The sequence below is a fragment of the Streptomyces sp. NPDC056169 genome (genome assembly GCF_042268445.1).
Taxonomy (GTDB): domain Bacteria; phylum Actinomycetota; class Actinomycetes; order Streptomycetales; family Streptomycetaceae; genus Streptomyces.
Map to the genome: position 1 here is coordinate 121,470 of NZ_JBHJUO010000012.1, position 16,137 is coordinate 137,606.

The window sequence follows — 16,137 nt, forward strand, 5'->3', positions numbered from 1 at the left end:
CCTGTCGGCATGCTGACCATCACCCGGGCCCTGTACGACCAGATCGTGGAACACTCCCGCGCGGACCACCCCGACGAGGCCTGCGGCGTGGTCGCGGGCCCGGCCGGCACCGGCCGCCCCGAGCGCTTCATCCCGATGCTGAACGCCGCCCGCTCGCCCACCTTCTACGAGTTCGACTCCGCGGACCTGCTCAAGCTCTACCGCGACATGGACGACCGGGACGAGGAGCCCGTCATCGTCTACCACTCGCACACCGCCACCGAGGCCTACCCGTCCCGCACGGACATCTCGTACGCGAACGAGCCGCAGGCCCACTACGTCCTCGTCTCCACCGCCGACACCGACGGCGCGGGCCCCTTCCAGTTCCGCTCCTTCACGATCGTCGAGGGCGTCGTGACCGAGGAGGACGTCGAGATCGTCGAGGCCTACGCGTAGGCCTTGCCCGCCGTCGTACGGAAACGGGCCAGGTAGGCGGAGGGCGTCACCCCGAAGTGCCGGGCGAACGCCCTCCGCAGGCTCTCGTCGCTGCCGAGCCCGCTCCGCGCCGCCGCCCCCGTCACGCTCGCCCCGCCCTCCAGCAGCATCCGCGCCGCCTCCACCCGTACGCGCTCCACGTACGCCGCCGGGGTCGCTCCGATCTGCTCCCGGAACAGCCGGGCCAGATGCCGGGCACTGACCCCCGCCCGCCGGGCCAGCGCCGACGCGCTGTGGTCCGCCGCCGGATCCGCCGCCACCGCGTCCAGGAGCGGACGGACCACCGGATGCCCGGTCGGGGGCGTGCGCGAGGCCGCCGAGAACTGCGACTGCCCGCCCGGCCGCTGGAGGAAGACCACCAGGTCCCGCGCCACCGCACGGGCCTCCGCCGGCCCGCGGTCCTCCTCCACCAGGGCCAGACACAGGTCGATCCCGGCCGTCACCCCCGCCGAGGTCCACACCTCGCCGTCCCGCACGTGGATCGCGTCCGCCGTCACCTCCACGTCCGGATACCGCCGGGCCAGCCCCGCCGCGTGCTCCCAGTGCGTCGTCGCCCGCCGCCCGGCCAGCAGCCCCGCCGCCCCGAGCGCGAACGCGCCCGTGCAGACGGACGCCACCCGCCGCGAGCGCGCCGCCAGGGCCGCCACCGTCGGCGCCAGCGCCGTACACAGCTCCACGTCCACCGCCCCCGGCACGATCAGCGTGTCCGCGCCCGACGCCTCCCCGGCCGCGAGGTCGGCACCGATCCGCAGCCCGCACGAGGTACGGACGTCCCGCCCACCGGGCGAGCACACCCGCACCTCGTAGCCCGCCCCCGCCGCCCCCGCCGCCCCCGCCGCTCCCGCCGTGGAGAACACCTCAAGGGGAGCGGAGACGTCGAGGAGCCGGACCCCGTCGAAGGCGAGCACCAGCACAGAGTGGAGAGTCATGTGTCCGATTCTGTGGGATGCCTGTCCGTGAGGACATGGCGTGGGTACGGGCCGGGCGGCGAGGCTGGTCCGCATGAACGCACTCGCGCTGATCCCCGACAGCAAGCTCGCCACCGCCGCCACCGCACTCGTCCGCGACACCGCGAGCGAGCTCGTCTACCACCACTCCCGCCGCGTCTACCTCTTCGGCGCCCTCCGGGGCCGCGCCCTCGGCCTCGCCTTCGACCCCGAACTCCTCTACGTCGGCGCGATGTTCCACGACCTCGGCCTCGGCGAGGCCCACCGGTCCAGCGGCCGCCGCTTCGAGGTCGACGGCGCCGAGGAGGCCGCCGCCTTCCTGCGCGCGCAGGGCGCCGACGAGGACGCCGTCCGCCGCGTCTGGACCGCGATCGCCCTCCACACCACCCCCGGGATCCCGGAGTTCATGGAACCCGAGGTCGCGCTCGTCACCGCCGGCGTCGAGTACGACGTCCTCGGCATCGGCTACGACGACCCCGCCGCCGTCACACCCCAGGACCGGGCCGCGATCGTCGCCGCCCACCCCCGCCCCGACTTCAAGCGCCGCATCCTGGAGGCCTTCGCCGAAGGCATCGCCCCCAAGCCCGACACCACCTTCGGCAACGTCAAGGCCGACGTCCTGCGCCACTACGTCCCCGGCTTCACGCCCGGCGACTTCGTGGAGACCATCCGGAACTCCGCCTGGCCCGAGTGACGGACGACCCGGGTGAGAGACTGGCCCGGACCAACGGGCGGCAGGACCCAGGAAGCCGGTGTGAATCCGGCACGGTCCCGCCACTGTGACCGGCGCCCTCGGGCGCCGGGAGCCAGGAACTGACCTGCCGCCTCCACCACCGATCGGGGACGTGGAAATCCCCGGAGGAGGCTCGAACCGTCATGTCCCGGCCCCGCCGCACCCTGCTGCCCGCGCTCGCGCTCGTCCCGCTCCTCGCCGCCTGCTCGGCCCCCGCGGAGCAGACCTCCTCGGCGAAGCCCGCCCCGGGATTCCCGTACACCGTCGACAACTGCGGCGTGAAGACCACCTACCAGGCCCCGCCGAAGCGCGTCGTCACCATGAACCAGCACGTCACCGAGGTGATGCTCGCCCTGGGCCTGGAGAAGTCGCTCGTCGGCACCGCCTACCTCGACGACGCGGTCCTCCCCGCCTACAAGAAGGCCTACGACGCCGTCCCCGTCCTCGCGAAGGAGTACCCCTCCAAGGAGGCCCTGCTCGCCGCCAACCCCGACTTCGTGTACGGCGGTTACGCCTCCGCCTTCGACGCCAAGGACGGCCGTAGCCGCGACGACCTCAAGCGCACCGGCATCGCGACCCGCCTCAACACCGAGTACTGCCCGACCGGTTCGACCTCGATCGACGACCTCTACCGCGAAGTCCGCGAGATCGGAAGGACCTTCGGCGTCGCCGACCGCGCCGAGACCTGGACCCGCGAGGCGCGCACGACCGTGACCGCCACGGAGAAGCGCCTCAAGGGCACCCCGCCGGTCTCCGTCTTCGTCTACGACAGCGGCGACAAGACCGCGTTCACGGCGGGCGGCAAGGGCATCGGCAACGAGCTCATCACCCGGGCCGGCGGCCGGAACGTCTTCGCCGACCTCGACAAGTCCTTCGGCGACGCCACCTGGGAACAGGTCGTGGACCGGAAGCCCGAGGTCATCGTCATCTACGACTACGGCTCCACCACCGTCGAGCAGAAGAAGAAGCGGCTCCTCGACGACCCCGCCCTCAAGGACGTGCCCGCCGTCAAGAACCGCCGGTTCGCCGTCATGCCGCTCTCCGACACCGTCCTCGGCGTCCGCGTCCCCGCCGCCGTCGACAAGCTCGCCGCCCAGCTCCACCCGGCCCGGTGACCACGACCCTCGACAGGGCCGAGGAGAAGACCGACGCGAAGGCTGCGCAGACCTCCGGGACGTCGGCCTCCGGCACGTCGCGGTACGTCCTCGTCGTCGCCGGACTCGCCCTGGCCCTCGCCCTCGCCGGGCTCGCCTCCCTCGCCCTCGGCTCCGTCCGCATCCCGCCCGGCCAGGTGCTCGACGCCCTGACCGGGCGGGCGGCCCCCTCCCCGTACCGCACGATCGTCCTCGACGTCCGGCTGCCCCGGGTCCTCCTCGGCGTCGTCGTCGGCGCCGGGCTCGCCGTCGTCGGCGCCGTCCTCCAGGCCCTCGTCAACAACCGGCTCGCCGACCCCTTCCTCCTCGGGATCTCCTCCGGCGCCTCCGCCGGAGCCGTCCTCGTGCTCGTCCTCGGCGTCGGGGGAGGGGTGACGACCACGATCGCCCTGCCCGGCGGCGCCTTCGCCGGCGCCCTCGTCGCCCTCGTCCTCGTCTACGGGCTCGCGCGCCGCGGCGGGACCATGACCGGCGCCCGGCTCGTCCTCGCCGGGGTCGCCGTCTCGTACGTCCTCTCCGCCCTCGCCACCCTGCTCCTCGTCGTCGCCGGGCGGCCCGAACAGTTCCAGGAAGCCCTCTTCTGGTCGCTCGGCGGCCTCGGCAGCGCCCGCTGGGACACCCTCGCCCTGCCCGCCGCCGTCCTCGTCCTCGGCGTCGGCGCCCTCCTCACCCTCTCCCGCCCCCTCGACCTCCTCCTCGTCGGCGAGGAGGGCGCCACCGTCCTCGGCCTGGACACCGCCCGCTTCCGCGCCGCCGTCTTCGTCCTCGCCTCCCTCGTCACCGCCGTCATGGTCGCGGCCAGCGGCGCCGTCGGCTTCATCGGACTCATGGCCCCGCACGCCGCCCGGCTCGCCGTCGGCGCCCCGCACCGCCGGCTCCTCCCGGTCGCCGCGCTCGGCGGGGCACTCGCCCTCGTCCTCGCCGACCTCGCCGCCCGGACCGTCGCCGCACCCCAGGACATCCCCGTCGGCGTCCTCACCGCACTCACCGGCGGCCCGTTCTTCCTCTGGCTGATGCGCCGCCGTCCGGAAGGGGCACCCCTGTGACCGAAGGAGCACCCCGGTGACCGAACTGCGCCTGGAAGGCCTCTCGTACGAGGAACGCCTCCGCTCCGTCGACCTCACCGTCCGCCCCGGCGAGACCGTCGGCCTCATCGGCCCCAACGGCAGCGGCAAGACCACCCTCCTGCGCTGCGTCTACGGCACCCTCGCCCCCACCGCCGGCCGCGCCACGCTCGACGGCGACGACCTCCACGCCCTCGGCCCCAAGGCCCGCGCCCGCCGCGTCGCCACCGTCCCGCAGGACGGCGGCACCGAGTTCGACCTCACCGTCCGCGAACTCGTCGCCCTCGGCCGCTCCCCGCACAAACGGTTCTGGGAGGGCGACACCGGCGCCGACCGGGAGCGCGCCGGGGCCGCCCTCGCCCGCGTCGGCCTCACGGAGCTCGCCGACCGCCCGTACCCCACCCTCTCCGGCGGCGAACGCCAGCGCGCCCTCGTCGCCCGCGCCCTCGTCCAGGACCCGGCGCTCCTCGTCCTCGACGAGCCCACCAACCACCTGGACATCCGCCACCAGCTCGACGTCCTCCAGCTCGTGCGGACCCTGGGCACCACCAATCTGCTCGCCCTGCACGACCTCAACCTCGCGGGGGCGTACTGCGACCGCCTCTACGTCCTCGAACGTGGCCGGGTCGTCACCGGCGGCACCCCCGCCGAGGTCCTCACCCCCGCCCTCCTCGACGCCGTCTACGGGGTGGACGCCGAGGTCATCCCGCATCCGAGGACCGGCAGCCCGACCGTCGTCTACCTGCACAGTCCGGCAGTCGGTCAGAAACTATCCACCATGTGAGATCACATTCCGGAACCCGGACCGGGAATCGATACGATGAGCCCATGGTTTCCCACGACGTGAGCGAAGAGACTCCGGGCACACCCCTGCTCGTGGCACGCCTGCACGTCGACCTGTGCCGCCTCTCCAGCGCGATGTGTACGTCCCGCGCTGCGCTCTGAGCGACCCACGCGACATCGAGCGCACTCCCGTACGACCCCCCTCCGCGCGGGGGCCCCCGCCACGCGCCGATCACGCCACTTCCGACAGGAGCCCACGTCATGGCCATCGAGGTCCGCATCCCGACCATCCTCCGCACCTACACCGACGGCGAGAAGGCCGTCCAGGGCAGCGGCGACACCCTCGCCCACCTCTTCGCCGACCTGGAGTCCCGCCACACCGGCATCGAGGCCCGCATCGTCGACGACGGCAAGCTCCGCCGCTTCGTCAACGTCTACCTGAACGACGAGGACGTCCGCTTCCTCGACGGCATCGACACCAAGCTCACCGACGGCGACAGCGTCACGATCCTGCCGGCCGTCGCCGGCGGCATGGTCTGATCCACATGCGCTACGACTCCTCGCTGGCGGCGGTCGGCAACACGCCGCTGGTCCGCCTCCCCCGGCTCTCGCCCTCGGACTCCGTCCGCATCTGGGCGAAGCTGGAGGACCGCAACCCGACCGGCTCGGTCAAGGACCGCCCCGCGCTCCACATGATCGAGCGGGCGGAGAAGGACGGCCGGCTCACGCCCGGCTGCACCATCCTGGAGCCGACCAGCGGCAACACCGGCATCTCCCTCGCCATGGCCGCCAAGCTCAAGGGCTACCGCATCGTCTGCGTCATGCCCGAGAACACCAGCGAGGAGCGCCGCCAGCTGCTCGCCATGTGGGGCGCGGAGATCGTCTCGTCCCCCGCGGCGGGCGGATCGAACACGGCGGTACGCGTCGCCAAGGAGATCGCCGCCGAGAACCCGTCCTGGGTGATGCTCTACCAGTACGGCAACCCGGACAACGCGGGCGCCCACTACGCCACCACGGGCCCCGAGATCCTCGCCGACCTCCCCTCGATCACCCACTTCGTCGCCGGCCTCGGCACGACGGGGACGCTCATGGGCGTCGGCCGCTACCTGCGCGAGCACAAGCCGGACGTCAAGATCGTCGCCGCCGAACCGCGGTACGACGACCTCGTCTACGGCCTGCGGAACCTGGACGAGGGCTTCGTACCCGAGCTGTACGACGCCTCCGTCCTCACCACCCGCTTCTCGGTCGGCTCAGCCGACGCGGTCACCCGCACCCGGGAACTCCTCCAGCAGGAGGGCATCTTCGCCGGCGTCTCCACGGGCGCCGCCCTGCACGCGGCCATCGGCGTCGGCAACAAGGCGGTCAAGGCCGGCGAGAGCGCCGACATCGCGTTCGTCGTCGCCGACGGCGGCTGGAAGTACCTGTCGACCGGCCTCTACACGGCCGCGACGACCGAAGAGGCGATCAAGACGGTCCAGGGTCAGCTCTGGGCCTGAGCCTCCCCCGGCTCCATCAGCTACAGCCACAGCCACAGCCACAGCCACAGCTACAGCTACAGCTACATCCGCTGCATCAGCGCGCCAGATGGCGGACCTGGTCCCATACGACCGGGTCCGCCGTTCCCGCTTTCCGGCGGAAGTCCCGCACCGGAACGTCCCGCAGCTCGTCCGTCTCCAGGAAGCTCGGCCGCCCCTGAGCGTCGCCCACCGCCCCCGGCGGCAGCGCGATCACGCCCGGCCGCTCGTCGTGGTACTTGCTGGTGATCTTGGCGACGAGCACGCTGTCACCGCGGAGCGAGAGCACCAGACACGGCCGGTCCTTCGAACCGGGCCCGTCCTCGAAGGGCACGTCAGCCCACCAGATCTCGCCCGCCCGCGGCAGCCGCGACGGAGCCTTCCGCGGCCCGGTCGGCCGGCCCGGCGGCCGGGTCCGCTGCGGCGCCCGGCCCCGCCCCGAGGGCCGCCGGCCCGTGGGCTTGTTCGACGAACTCTTCCGTCCGCCGGCGACCACCACGACCAGCGCGATCACCACGACCGCGACCAGCGCGGGCCACCATGACGTGTCCATACCTCAAGACGGTACCGGCGCGCGGCTCCCTCCGCCGTGGCGCCCCGCCATCCATCCGAACCGGTGACAGAGCCCGTGAGTTCGCCCACAACGGGCCGCCGCGAAGGAGCGACAGGCCCAGGTGCGCCTTACGCTCGACAGACCGCACAGCCTCCCCCTCCCTCAGCGCGCTTTCCGCACCCGTCCACGGAGGTTCACGCTCCATGAAGCTCACCGTCGTCGGTTGCTCCGGGTCGTTCCCGTCCGCGGATTCGGCCTGTTCGAGCTACCTCGTCGAGGCCGACGGCTTCCGGTTGCTCCTCGACATGGGCAACGGCGCCCTCGGCGAGCTGCAACGACACATCGGTCTGTACGACCTCGACGCGATCTTCCTCAGCCATCTGCACGCGGACCACTGCATCGACATGTGCGGCTACTTCGTCGCCCGCTACTACCGGCACGAGGGCGGGCGCTGCGACGCGATTCCCGTCTACGCGCCGGAGGGCGCCGAGCAGCGGCTGACCACGGCGTACGCGGACACCCCCTCGCCCACCTCGATGAGCGAGGTCTTCGACTTCCGCACGCTGAAGTCGGGCACCTTCGAGATCGGCCCGTTCACGGTCCGGACGGAGAAGGTGTGCCACCCGGTCGAGGCGTACGGCATCCGCGTCGAGCACGGCGGCCGTTCGCTCACGTACTCCGGTGACACCGGGGTCTGCGACGCGCTGCACGAGCTCGCCGAGGGCACCGACCTCTTCCTCTGCGAGGCCTCCTTCACCCACGGCAAGGAGGACATCCCGGCGCTCCACCTCAACGGCCGCGAGGCCGGGGCGCAGGCGGCCCGCGCCGATGTGGGCCGGCTGGTCCTCACCCACATCCCGCCGTGGACGGACGGCGAGCAGAACCTGGCGGACGCGCGCGAGGTGTACACGGGCCCGTCGGAGCTGGCGAGACCGGGCGCGGTCTACGAGATCTGAGCACACGGGAAGAGCCCCGGAACCGTACGGTTCCGGGGCTCTTCCGCGTTGCGGGTGAGGATCACGCCTTGGTGAGGTCCTCGAGCTCCTCGTCGGACTCGCGGCCCGGGGTGGGGAGGTTGAACTTGGTGATCGCGAAGCGGAAGACCACGTAGTAGATCGCCGCGAAGACGAGACCGATCGGGATGATCAGCCAGGGCTTGGTCGCGAGGTTCCAGTTGAGCAGGTAGTCGATGCCGCCGGCGGAGAAGGTGAAGCCCGCGTGGACACCGAACGCCCAGGTGACGGCCATCGAGACGGCGGTCAGGACCGCGTGGATCGCGTAGAGGACCGGCGCGATGAACATGAAGGTGAACTCGATCGGCTCGGTGATACCGGTGACGAAGGAGGTCAGCGCGAGGGACACCATCATGCCCATGACGGCCTTGCGGCGCTCGGGGCGAGCGGCGTGGGCGATGGCGATCGCGGCGGCCGGGAGGCCGAACATCATGATCGGGAAGAAGCCGGACATGAAGATTCCGGCGCTCGGGTCACCGGCGAAGAAGCGGTTGAGGTCACCGTGGACGACCTCGCCGGCCGCGTTGGTGAAGTCACCGATCTGGAACCAGGAGACGGTGTTCACGAACTGGTGCATGCCGACCGGGATCAGCGCGCGGTTGATGAGGCCGAAGAGGCCGGCGCCACCGGCGCCGAGGCCGGTCATCCACTCGCCGAAGCTGGAGATGCCCTCACCGATGGGCTCCCAGATCAGGCCGAAGAGGACACCCATGGCGGTGCCGACGAAGGCCATGATGATCGGGACGAGACGGCGGCCGTTGAAGAAGCCGAGCCAGTCGACGAGCTTGGTGCGGTGGAACTTCTGCCACAGGACGGCGGAGATGAGACCCATCAGGATGCCGCCGAGGACACCGGGGTTGTTGAACGTCGCGGCGACGTCGACACCCTTGTTGGCGGTCGTGTTGACGACGGCCTCGGTGATCGGGAAGGCCTTCAGCACGTTGCTGTAGACCAGGAAGCCGACGAGCGCGGCCAGGGCGGTGGAGCCGTCCGCCTTCTTGGCGAAGCCGATGGCGACGCCGATACAGAAGAGCAGGGGCAGGTTGTCGAAGACCGCGCCGCCGGCGGTGGCGAAGACGGAAGCGACCTTGTCCCAGCCGAGACCGTCCTTTCCGAAGACGTCGGCCTGGCCGAGACGGAGCAAGATACCCGCGGCCGGCAGAACGGCGATCGGCAGCTGCAGGCTGCGACCGACCTTCTGCAGGCCCTGGAACAGGCCGGATCCGCGCTTCTTCGCGGGAGCGGCGGCCTGGGCGGTGGCCGTACTCATCAACTTCCTCCAGTAAGGCAAGGCGCCGCCAGGGACAGTGAACACGGGGGGAGGCGACGTCTCGTGGAACGCGGTGGTCTGGACCGCGTGGTCTACACCAATCAGTGGTGTAGACCAGTTTTAGCACGTGAGACTTAGATAAGGAACCTGCGAATTTTGTGTGCTCGGCCATAGCTGGAAATGCACGACATAAGGCCCCCGGACCGTCAGGTCCAGGGGCCTTGTGCAGGGCTTACGAGGGGGGCGAAAGCCCCGAATCGGTCAGGTTCTCCAGGGTGACCGCAGCGCTACTTGACGTTCTCCCGCTCCATCTCGTCCCCGATCTCGTCCGGCTCGCGGCCGGGCGTCTGGAGGTTGAACTTGGTGATCGCGAAACGGAAGATCGCGTAGTACACGACCGCGAAGGCGAGACCGATCGGAATGATCAGCCACGGTTTCGTCGCGAGGCCCCAGTTGATCACGTAGTCGATCAGACCCGCCGAGAAGCTGAAGCCGTCCTTCACGCCGAACGCCCACGTCACCGCCATCGAGACACCCGTCAGCACCGCGTGGATCGCGAACAGGGCCGGCGCGATGAAGAGGAACGAGTACTCCAGCGGCTCCGTGATGCCCGTGACGAACGAGGTCAGCGCCACCGAGAGCATCAGACCCCCGATCTCCTTGCGGCGGTGCGGCTTCGCACAGTGGGTGATCGCGAGCGCCGCCGCCGGCAGCGCGAACATCATGATCGGGAAGAAGCCCGTCAGGAACTGGCCCGCGTTCGGGTCGCCCGCCAGGAACATCGGGATGTCGCCATGGACCACCGTGCCGTCCGGCTTCTCGTACGTGCCGAACTGGAACCAGATCGGCACGTTCAGGAACTGGTGCAGGCCGATGACGAGCAGCGCACGGTTCGCCACACCGAAGATGCCGGAACCCCAGGCGCCGAGGCCGACCAGCCAGTCGCTGAAGTTCTCCAGGGCGTCACCGATCGGCGGCCAGACCCACAGGCAGAGCGAGGCGAACACGATCGCCACGAACGTCATGATGATCGGGACGAGACGGCGGCCGTTGAAGAAGCCCAGCCAGTCGACCAGCTTCGTCCGGTGGTACCGCTGCCACAGGTACGCGGTCATCAGACCCATGACGATGCCACCGAAGACACCGGGGTTCTGGTACGTGTAGGCGGCGAAGGCCTCCCCGGGCGCCAGGCAGCCGCCGCCGATGTCCCTCGTACCCGGCGGGCAGTCCTTCGGGAACTGACGCAGGACCGTGTAGTAGACGAGGAAGCCGACGACGGCCGCGAGCGCGGTCGAGCCGTCCGACTTCTTCGCCATGCCGATGGCGACACCGACGCAGAACAGCAGCGGCAGACCGAGGTTGCCGTCGAGCAGGGCGCCGCCCGCGCCCGCCATCACCGCGGCGACCTTGTCCCAGCCGAGACCCTCCGCGCCGAAGACGTCCGGCTGGCCGAGCCGGTTGATGATGCCCGCGGCCGGCAGCACCGCGATGGGGAGCTGAAGGCTGCGCCCCATCTTCTGCAGCCCCTGGAAGAGCCCGCCCCACAGGGACTTCTGCGGCCGCGCCGCGGCGCTGTCCGTACTCATCGGCGTCCTCCCTGCCCGGAACATGCCGGGTCCGCATTCCGTTGCACACTGGTGTAGACCAGTTGCGATAGGCTCCGGGAGCCCGCTGAGGACAGGCCGCCGGTGATCGTCATCATTCGGCAGAACGGCGGCACTCGCTCGCGAAGTTGGGCCAACCGTGGGTTACCGTGACAAAGCGGACCACAGGTGCGCCGAGATTCGCGCTCGCGCGAACGGAACGGACAGGGAGAAACACATGGCCAGCAAGGCTGAGAAGATCGTCGCCGGGCTCGGCGGCATCGACAACATCGAAGAGGTCGAGGGCTGCATCACCCGCCTGCGCACCGAGGTCATCAACGCCGACCTCGTCGACGAGGCCGCGCTCAAGGCCGCCGGCGCCCACGGCGTCGTGAAGATGGGCACCGCCATCCAGGTCGTCATCGGCACCGACGCGGACCCGATCGCCGCGGAGATCGAAGACCTGATGTGAGACCTGATGCGAGCGACTGACTCGCATCGACAAGGGCCCGTTCCGGCAGGGGAACGGGCCCTTCGTCATGGGCGAGGCCCTCCGCCGTCTCCGGCTACCCTCGTCCCATGTCTCGTATCGACGGCCGTACCCCCGAACAGCTCCGCCCCGTCACCATCGAACGCGGATGGAGCAAGCACGCCGAGGGCTCCGTCCTCATCTCCTTCGGCGACACCAAGGTCTTCTGCACCGCCTCCGTCACCGAAGGCGTCCCGCGCTGGCGCAAGGGCAGCGGCGAAGGCTGGGTCACCGGCGAGTACTCCATGCTGCCCCGGGCCACCAACACCCGCGGCGACCGCGAGTCCGTCCGCGGCAAGATCGGCGGCCGCACGCACGAGATCTCCCGCCTCATCGGCCGCTCGCTCCGCGCCGTCATCGACTACAAGGCCCTCGGCGAGAACACCGTCGTCCTCGACTGCGACGTCCTCCAGGCCGACGGCGGCACCCGCACCGCCGCCATCACCGGCGCGTACGTCGCCCTCGCCGACGCCGTCGCCTGGGCCCAGGGCAAGAAGCTCGTCAAGGCCGGCCGCCAGCCCCTCGTCGGCACCGTCGGCGCCGTCTCCGTCGGCATCGTCGACGGCGTCCCCCTCCTCGACCTCTGCTACGAGGAGGACGTCCGCGCCGACACCGACATGAACGTCGTCTGCACCGGCGACGGCCGCTTCGTCGAGGTCCAGGGCACCGCCGAGGCCGAGCCCTTCGACCGCGAGGAGCTCAACGCGCTCCTCGACCTCGCCTCCGGCGGCTGCGCCGAACTGGCCGAGATCCAGCGCAAGGCGCTCGAAGGAACCCTCTGACCCCTCGCTGCGTCATGACGGGCGGGCACACGGATAAGCTCCGTGCGCCCGCCCGTCGTTCGTCCTACGTACCTGGGGGAGAACCCGCCGTGAAGCGCCGTCTCGCACTCGCCGTGGCCACCGCCGCCGCACTCACCACCGTCCTGAGCGGCTGCGGAGCCCTCGACACCGCCATGGACTGCGTCAAGACCGCCGACGCGATAGCCACGTCGGTCGACAAGCTCAGCCAGGCCGTCTCCAACGCCTCGAACGACCCGACGCAGATCGAGGAGTCCCTGAACTCGATCAGCACCGAGCTCGGCAACCTCAAGGACACCACGGACAACGCCGACCTCAAGAAGGCGGTGGACGACCTCACCAAGGGCGTCGAATCCGTCCGTACAGCGGTCAAGAACGGCGACACGACCCCGGACATCCAGCCGATCACGGACGGGGCGAGCGAAGTGGCGAAGGTCTGCACCCCGGGCTAGAGGTCCAACGGGCCGCGCCAGCCCCGGATAATCGGGGCATGACCCGTCTGATCCTCGCCACCCGCAACGCGGGCAAGATCACCGAACTCCACGCGATCCTCGCCGACGCGGGCCTCGACCTCGAACTCGTCGGCGCGGACGCGTACCCCGACGTGCCCGACGTCAAGGAAACCGGCGTCACCTTCGCCGAGAACGCGCTCCTCAAGGCCCACGCCCTGGCCCGGGCCACCGGCCTCCCGGCGGTCGCCGACGACTCCGGCCTCTGCGTCGACGTCCTCAACGGCGCCCCCGGCATCTTCTCGGCCCGCTGGTCCGGCACCCACGGCAACGACCGCGCCAACCTGGACCTGCTCCTGGCCCAACTGTCCGACATCGACGACTCCCACCGCGCGGCCCACTTCGCCTGCGCGGCGGCCCTGGCCCTCCCGGACGGCACGGAACGAGTGGTCGAGGGCCAGATGCGCGGCACCCTCCGCCACGCCCCGGTCGGCACGAACGGCTTCGGCTACGACCCGATCCTCCAGCCGGAGGGCCACGAGGTGACCTGCGCGGAACTGACCCCGGCGGAGAAGAACGCGATCAGCCACCGAGGCAAGGCCTTCCGAGCACTCGTACCGGTGGTTCGGGAGCTGCTGGGCTGAGGGGGTACGGCGAGGCCCGGTTCGCCTTGTGATGCGAACCGGGCCTTCGATTGTCAGGTTGGTGCGGCCGGTGGGATTCGAACCCACACAGGATTTCTCCCAGATGCCCCTAAAACACCCGCCGATACCGATTTGGCTACGGCCGCCTGCCTGCCATGGTAGCGGGCGGGCGGCTGCTGCGTTCAGGGTGCGCTAGCTCCGGGCCGACCGCTTACCCCCTCGGCACCAGGTGCTCGTGGTCGCGTGGCAGTTGGGGCAAAGAAGCCGCAGGTTCTCGATCCGGTCGTCGCCCCAGTCCCCGTTGGTGTGGTCGACCTCCAGCGTCATGGGCTTGCCGAGCCACTCGGCGCCGACGCCGCAGTCGGCGCACTCCTCGGGGACGCCGGACTCGTGGAGTGCTCGACGCAGCAGGTGAGTTCTGGTCCGACGCCCCCGGTCGTGGCGGATGAGAATGTCCTCGGGCCGTTTCACCGGAGTGGGTCCTCGTTTTCCTCGCTGGTGCGCCTGCCCCAAGAAGTGGGACGTGTCCAGGTCATCGGCCGCGGTCCACTGATGGAACAGGACGCGCATCTGCCCGGTGCAGGGCCTGCCCAGGATGCGGAGAGCGCCGGCTACCGAGCCGGCCTGGGTGACAGCTCGCCGCAGTTGGTCCGGCTCTGGGCGAGGAGGCTGCACCCCGCGCCGCCTCAGGCTGTGGAAGTGCGAGACGTCGATTCCGTAGTGGGCGAAGCGCTTCAGCAGATAGCGGCGGAGTTTGTCGTAGGGCTGCGAGTCGAAGAAGGCGACTACCTCGTCCATGCTCGAACACTGCGCGGCGGCCTCGGTCAATCGCTCGCGCGTGTATCGCGGGCCGGTGGTCACGAGGTCCGCCTCCTGCCGCGCCCCCGGTAGGTGTCGGTCGTCGAGTGGCAGTTCGGGCAGAGGAACCGCAGGTTCTCGATGCGGTTGTTGCGCCAGTCGCCGTCGAGGTGGTCGATCTCCAGCGGGAGCGGGCGGCCGCGCCATGCTGCCTCGGTGCCGCACATCGCGCACCTCTTCCGTACCCCGGACTCCGTCATCGCCCAGGCGAGGCGGTCGCTCGGGACGCGTCGGGTCTGTGGGCCGGTCTGCTCGATGAGCAGACCCTCGGGTGTTCGGGGGCGCCAGGGCTTTCCTCGTCGGGAGGGTGCGTGGAAGTGCGAGGTGTCGATCCCGTACGCCTTGATCCGTCGGCTGATGTGGGTGTGCTGCCCGCCGACGACCTCCACCCCGAGGTGCCGCAGCACCTCGGACATGTTCGTCGAGGCGGCCACGGCCTGCGCCAGGACGTCACGCGTCCAACGTGTCCCCTCCTGCTCGAAGTGCGAGATGTCCACCCCCAGCTTCCGCATCCGCTCCCGCACGTACCTTCGCGACGAGCTCTTCGGATCCACCGCCAGCCGCTCCAGCGCCTCCGTCAGCGTCCGCGCTCCCCGCGCCGCCGCTTCGAGGCGCTCCTTCGTGTACGCGCTCGTTCCCATCGGGCCCCCTCCGCTCCGGCCACCAGTTCGTGGCCTCGCACGGAGTAACGAGCCGAATATCGGACGGTTACGCCATATCGCGTACTGTCGCGTCCGATAAGCGGAACGGGCCGCACCGCCCTGGAAGGCGGTGCGGCCCGTTCGGCATCGAAGGGCAGGGAGGCTCAGATGCCCAGGTCTCTGATGATCTTGGCTACGTGGCCCGTCGCCTTCACGTTGTAGAAGGCGTGCTCGACCAGGCCGTTCTCGTCGACGACGATCGTCGAGCGGATGACGCCCGTCACCGTCTTGCCGTACAGCTTCTTCTCGCCGAAGGCGCCGTACGCCTCCAGGGTCGTCTTCTCCGGGTCGCCGACCAGCGTGACCTTCAGGTTCTCCTTCTCACGGAACTTCGCGAGCTTCTCCGGCTTGTCGGGGGAGACGCCGATGACGTCGTAGCCCGCACCTGCCAGCAGGTCCAGGTTGTCGGTGAAGTCGCAGGCCTGCTTCGTGCAGCCGGGGGTGAGGGCCGCCGGGTAGAAGTAGACGATGACCTTGCGGCCCTTGTGCTCCGCGAGCGAGACGTCGTTGCCGTCCGCGTCGGGCAGGGTGAAGGCGGGGGCGGTGTCGCCGGTCTGCAGTCGCTCGCTCATGGCTCTCCTCAGGAAAGTGCGCTTACGCGTTCAGAGCCTAATGGGGGTCGCCTAATAGGGGTCGGGGGCGGCCCATCGGCGGTGGAGCTGACAGACTGTCCGTCAACGACCGGATACACGACTACGGAGGCAGCGCGGTGTCGGACGCCAGGACCCCTGCGCAGATCGAGGCGGACATCGTCCGCCGGCGCGAGCAGCTCGCCGTCACTCTCGACGAGATCGGCATTCGGGTGCACCCCAAGACGATCATCGGGGACGCCAAGGCCAAGGTCGCCTCGACGGTCGACCAGACCGCCGGCCGCGCCTTCGTCGCCGTCAACCGGGTCGTCTCGGACGTGAAGGCCCGTTTCACCCATGAGGACGGCGCACCCCGCCTGGAGCGGGTCGTGCCGGTGGCGCTCGTCGCCGTCGCGGTGGTCGGGCTGATCGCCGCGTCCTCCCGCAGGAGCAAGGGATAGCGGTCGATGGCCCCTCCCGGCCGCGGGCGACACGCCCG

The 16,137-nt window shown here is 70.4% G+C and carries 21 protein-coding genes, 1 tRNA gene and 1 riboswitch; of the genes, 14 read left to right on the plus strand and 8 right to left on the minus strand.

Features of this window, described 5'->3' with window-relative positions; translation table 11 throughout:
* Window positions 1–9: 9 nt before the first annotated feature.
* Window positions 10–435 (plus strand): Mov34/MPN/PAD-1 family protein, encoded by a 426-nt coding sequence (locus ACFC0G_RS21165; RefSeq protein ID WP_376405420.1) that lies wholly within the window; start codon window positions 10–12, stop codon window positions 433–435.
* Here the strand turns inward: ACFC0G_RS21165 and ACFC0G_RS21170 are convergent.
* The gene (locus ACFC0G_RS21170; protein WP_376405422.1) at window positions 426–1,403 is read right to left on the minus strand and encodes a GlxA family transcriptional regulator; all 978 of its coding nucleotides are present in this window, start codon (window positions 1,401–1,403) and stop codon (window positions 426–428) included. The genes ACFC0G_RS21165 and ACFC0G_RS21170 overlap by 10 nt on opposite strands.
* Before the next feature lie 73 nt (window positions 1,404–1,476).
* Between ACFC0G_RS21170 and ACFC0G_RS21175 the strand changes: the two genes are divergently transcribed.
* From ACFC0G_RS21175 to ACFC0G_RS21205, 7 genes are all read left to right on the plus strand, one after another.
* Window positions 1,477–2,115: an HD domain-containing protein gene (locus ACFC0G_RS21175; RefSeq protein WP_376405424.1), complete on the plus strand. Its 639-nt coding sequence runs from the start codon at window positions 1,477–1,479 to the stop codon at window positions 2,113–2,115.
* Window positions 2,116–2,163: 48 nt separating this feature from the next.
* Window positions 2,164–2,237: riboswitch (cobalamin riboswitch) on the plus strand.
* A gap of 60 nt (window positions 2,238–2,297) precedes the next feature.
* On the plus strand, window positions 2,298–3,269 hold the full coding sequence (locus tag ACFC0G_RS21180) for an ABC transporter substrate-binding protein (protein WP_376405426.1): 972 nt from the start codon (window positions 2,298–2,300) through the stop codon (window positions 3,267–3,269).
* 110 nt (window positions 3,270–3,379) lie between these two features.
* Window positions 3,380–4,354 (plus strand): FecCD family ABC transporter permease, encoded by a 975-nt coding sequence (locus ACFC0G_RS21185; RefSeq protein ID WP_376405754.1) that lies wholly within the window; start codon window positions 3,380–3,382, stop codon window positions 4,352–4,354.
* A 16-nt stretch (window positions 4,355–4,370) separates the two neighbouring features.
* Window positions 4,371–5,156 carry an ABC transporter ATP-binding protein gene (locus ACFC0G_RS21190; RefSeq protein WP_376405428.1) on the plus strand — a complete coding sequence of 262 codons (786 nt, stop codon included), beginning with the start codon at window positions 4,371–4,373 and terminating at the stop codon, window positions 5,154–5,156.
* Window positions 5,157–5,200: 44 nt separating this feature from the next.
* Window positions 5,201–5,317: a putative leader peptide gene (locus tag ACFC0G_RS21195; protein ID WP_329623224.1), complete on the plus strand. Its 117-nt coding sequence runs from the start codon at window positions 5,201–5,203 to the stop codon at window positions 5,315–5,317.
* A gap of 99 nt (window positions 5,318–5,416) precedes the next feature.
* Window positions 5,417–5,695, plus strand: coding sequence for a MoaD/ThiS family protein (locus ACFC0G_RS21200; protein WP_351809977.1), 279 nt, complete (start codon window positions 5,417–5,419; stop codon window positions 5,693–5,695).
* Between the two features lie 5 nt (window positions 5,696–5,700).
* The gene (locus tag ACFC0G_RS21205; RefSeq protein WP_376405432.1) at window positions 5,701–6,651 is read left to right on the plus strand and encodes a PLP-dependent cysteine synthase family protein; all 951 of its coding nucleotides are present in this window, start codon (window positions 5,701–5,703) and stop codon (window positions 6,649–6,651) included.
* A gap of 76 nt (window positions 6,652–6,727) precedes the next feature.
* Here ACFC0G_RS21205 and ACFC0G_RS21210 read toward each other — a convergent pair whose 3' ends face one another.
* Window positions 6,728–7,222: a type II toxin-antitoxin system PemK/MazF family toxin gene (locus tag ACFC0G_RS21210; protein ID WP_376405434.1), complete on the minus strand. Its 495-nt coding sequence runs from the start codon at window positions 7,220–7,222 to the stop codon at window positions 6,728–6,730.
* 203 nt (window positions 7,223–7,425) lie between these two features.
* Here ACFC0G_RS21210 and ACFC0G_RS21215 point away from each other — a divergent pair, with 203 nt between their 5' ends.
* Window positions 7,426–8,178, plus strand: coding sequence for an MBL fold metallo-hydrolase (locus ACFC0G_RS21215; RefSeq protein WP_376405436.1), 753 nt, complete (start codon window positions 7,426–7,428; stop codon window positions 8,176–8,178).
* A 61-nt stretch (window positions 8,179–8,239) separates the two neighbouring features.
* Here ACFC0G_RS21215 and ACFC0G_RS21220 read toward each other — a convergent pair whose 3' ends face one another.
* A complete protein-coding gene (locus tag ACFC0G_RS21220) occupies window positions 8,240–9,505 on the minus strand; it encodes a PTS transporter subunit EIIC (protein ID WP_376405438.1) in 1,266 nt (421 codons plus the stop codon).
* A gap of 287 nt (window positions 9,506–9,792) precedes the next feature.
* Window positions 9,793–11,091: a PTS transporter subunit EIIC gene (locus ACFC0G_RS21225; protein ID WP_376405440.1), complete on the minus strand. Its 1,299-nt coding sequence runs from the start codon at window positions 11,089–11,091 to the stop codon at window positions 9,793–9,795.
* Window positions 11,092–11,287: 196 nt separating this feature from the next.
* Here ACFC0G_RS21225 and ACFC0G_RS21230 point away from each other — a divergent pair, with 196 nt between their 5' ends.
* The 4 genes from ACFC0G_RS21230 (at window position 11,288) to rdgB (ending at window position 13,510) form a co-directional block, all read left to right on the plus strand.
* Window positions 11,288–11,560: a glucose PTS transporter subunit EIIB gene (locus tag ACFC0G_RS21230; protein WP_376405756.1), complete on the plus strand. Its 273-nt coding sequence runs from the start codon at window positions 11,288–11,290 to the stop codon at window positions 11,558–11,560.
* A 107-nt stretch (window positions 11,561–11,667) separates the two neighbouring features.
* Window positions 11,668–12,399, plus strand: coding sequence for a ribonuclease PH (gene rph, locus ACFC0G_RS21235; RefSeq protein ID WP_376405442.1), 732 nt, complete (start codon window positions 11,668–11,670; stop codon window positions 12,397–12,399).
* A gap of 89 nt (window positions 12,400–12,488) precedes the next feature.
* Window positions 12,489–12,869: a hypothetical protein gene (locus tag ACFC0G_RS21240; RefSeq protein ID WP_376405444.1), complete on the plus strand. Its 381-nt coding sequence runs from the start codon at window positions 12,489–12,491 to the stop codon at window positions 12,867–12,869.
* Between the two features lie 38 nt (window positions 12,870–12,907).
* Window positions 12,908–13,510, plus strand: a complete 603-nt coding sequence (gene rdgB, locus ACFC0G_RS21245; protein WP_376405446.1) for an RdgB/HAM1 family non-canonical purine NTP pyrophosphatase — start codon at window positions 12,908–12,910, stop codon at window positions 13,508–13,510.
* 59 nt (window positions 13,511–13,569) lie between these two features.
* Here rdgB and ACFC0G_RS21250 read toward each other — a convergent pair.
* From ACFC0G_RS21250 to bcp, 4 genes are all read right to left on the minus strand, one after another.
* Window positions 13,570–13,656, minus strand: a tRNA-Leu gene (locus ACFC0G_RS21250).
* 46 nt (window positions 13,657–13,702) lie between these two features.
* On the minus strand, window positions 13,703–14,308 hold the full coding sequence (locus ACFC0G_RS21255; protein ID WP_376405448.1) for an HNH endonuclease: 606 nt from the start codon (window positions 14,306–14,308) through the stop codon (window positions 13,703–13,705).
* Between the two features lie 59 nt (window positions 14,309–14,367).
* Window positions 14,368–15,009, minus strand: coding sequence for an HNH endonuclease signature motif containing protein (locus ACFC0G_RS21260; RefSeq protein ID WP_376405449.1), 642 nt, complete (start codon window positions 15,007–15,009; stop codon window positions 14,368–14,370).
* 164 nt (window positions 15,010–15,173) lie between these two features.
* On the minus strand, window positions 15,174–15,641 hold the full coding sequence (gene bcp, locus ACFC0G_RS21265) for a thioredoxin-dependent thiol peroxidase (RefSeq protein WP_376405451.1): 468 nt from the start codon (window positions 15,639–15,641) through the stop codon (window positions 15,174–15,176).
* 137 nt (window positions 15,642–15,778) lie between these two features.
* On the opposite strand from bcp, the gene ACFC0G_RS21270 reads away from it, so the two are divergent.
* Complete coding sequence (locus ACFC0G_RS21270) at window positions 15,779–16,099, plus strand: DUF3618 domain-containing protein (protein WP_329623236.1); 321 nt, start codon at window positions 15,779–15,781, stop codon at window positions 16,097–16,099.
* Window positions 16,100–16,137 lie beyond the last annotated feature (38 nt).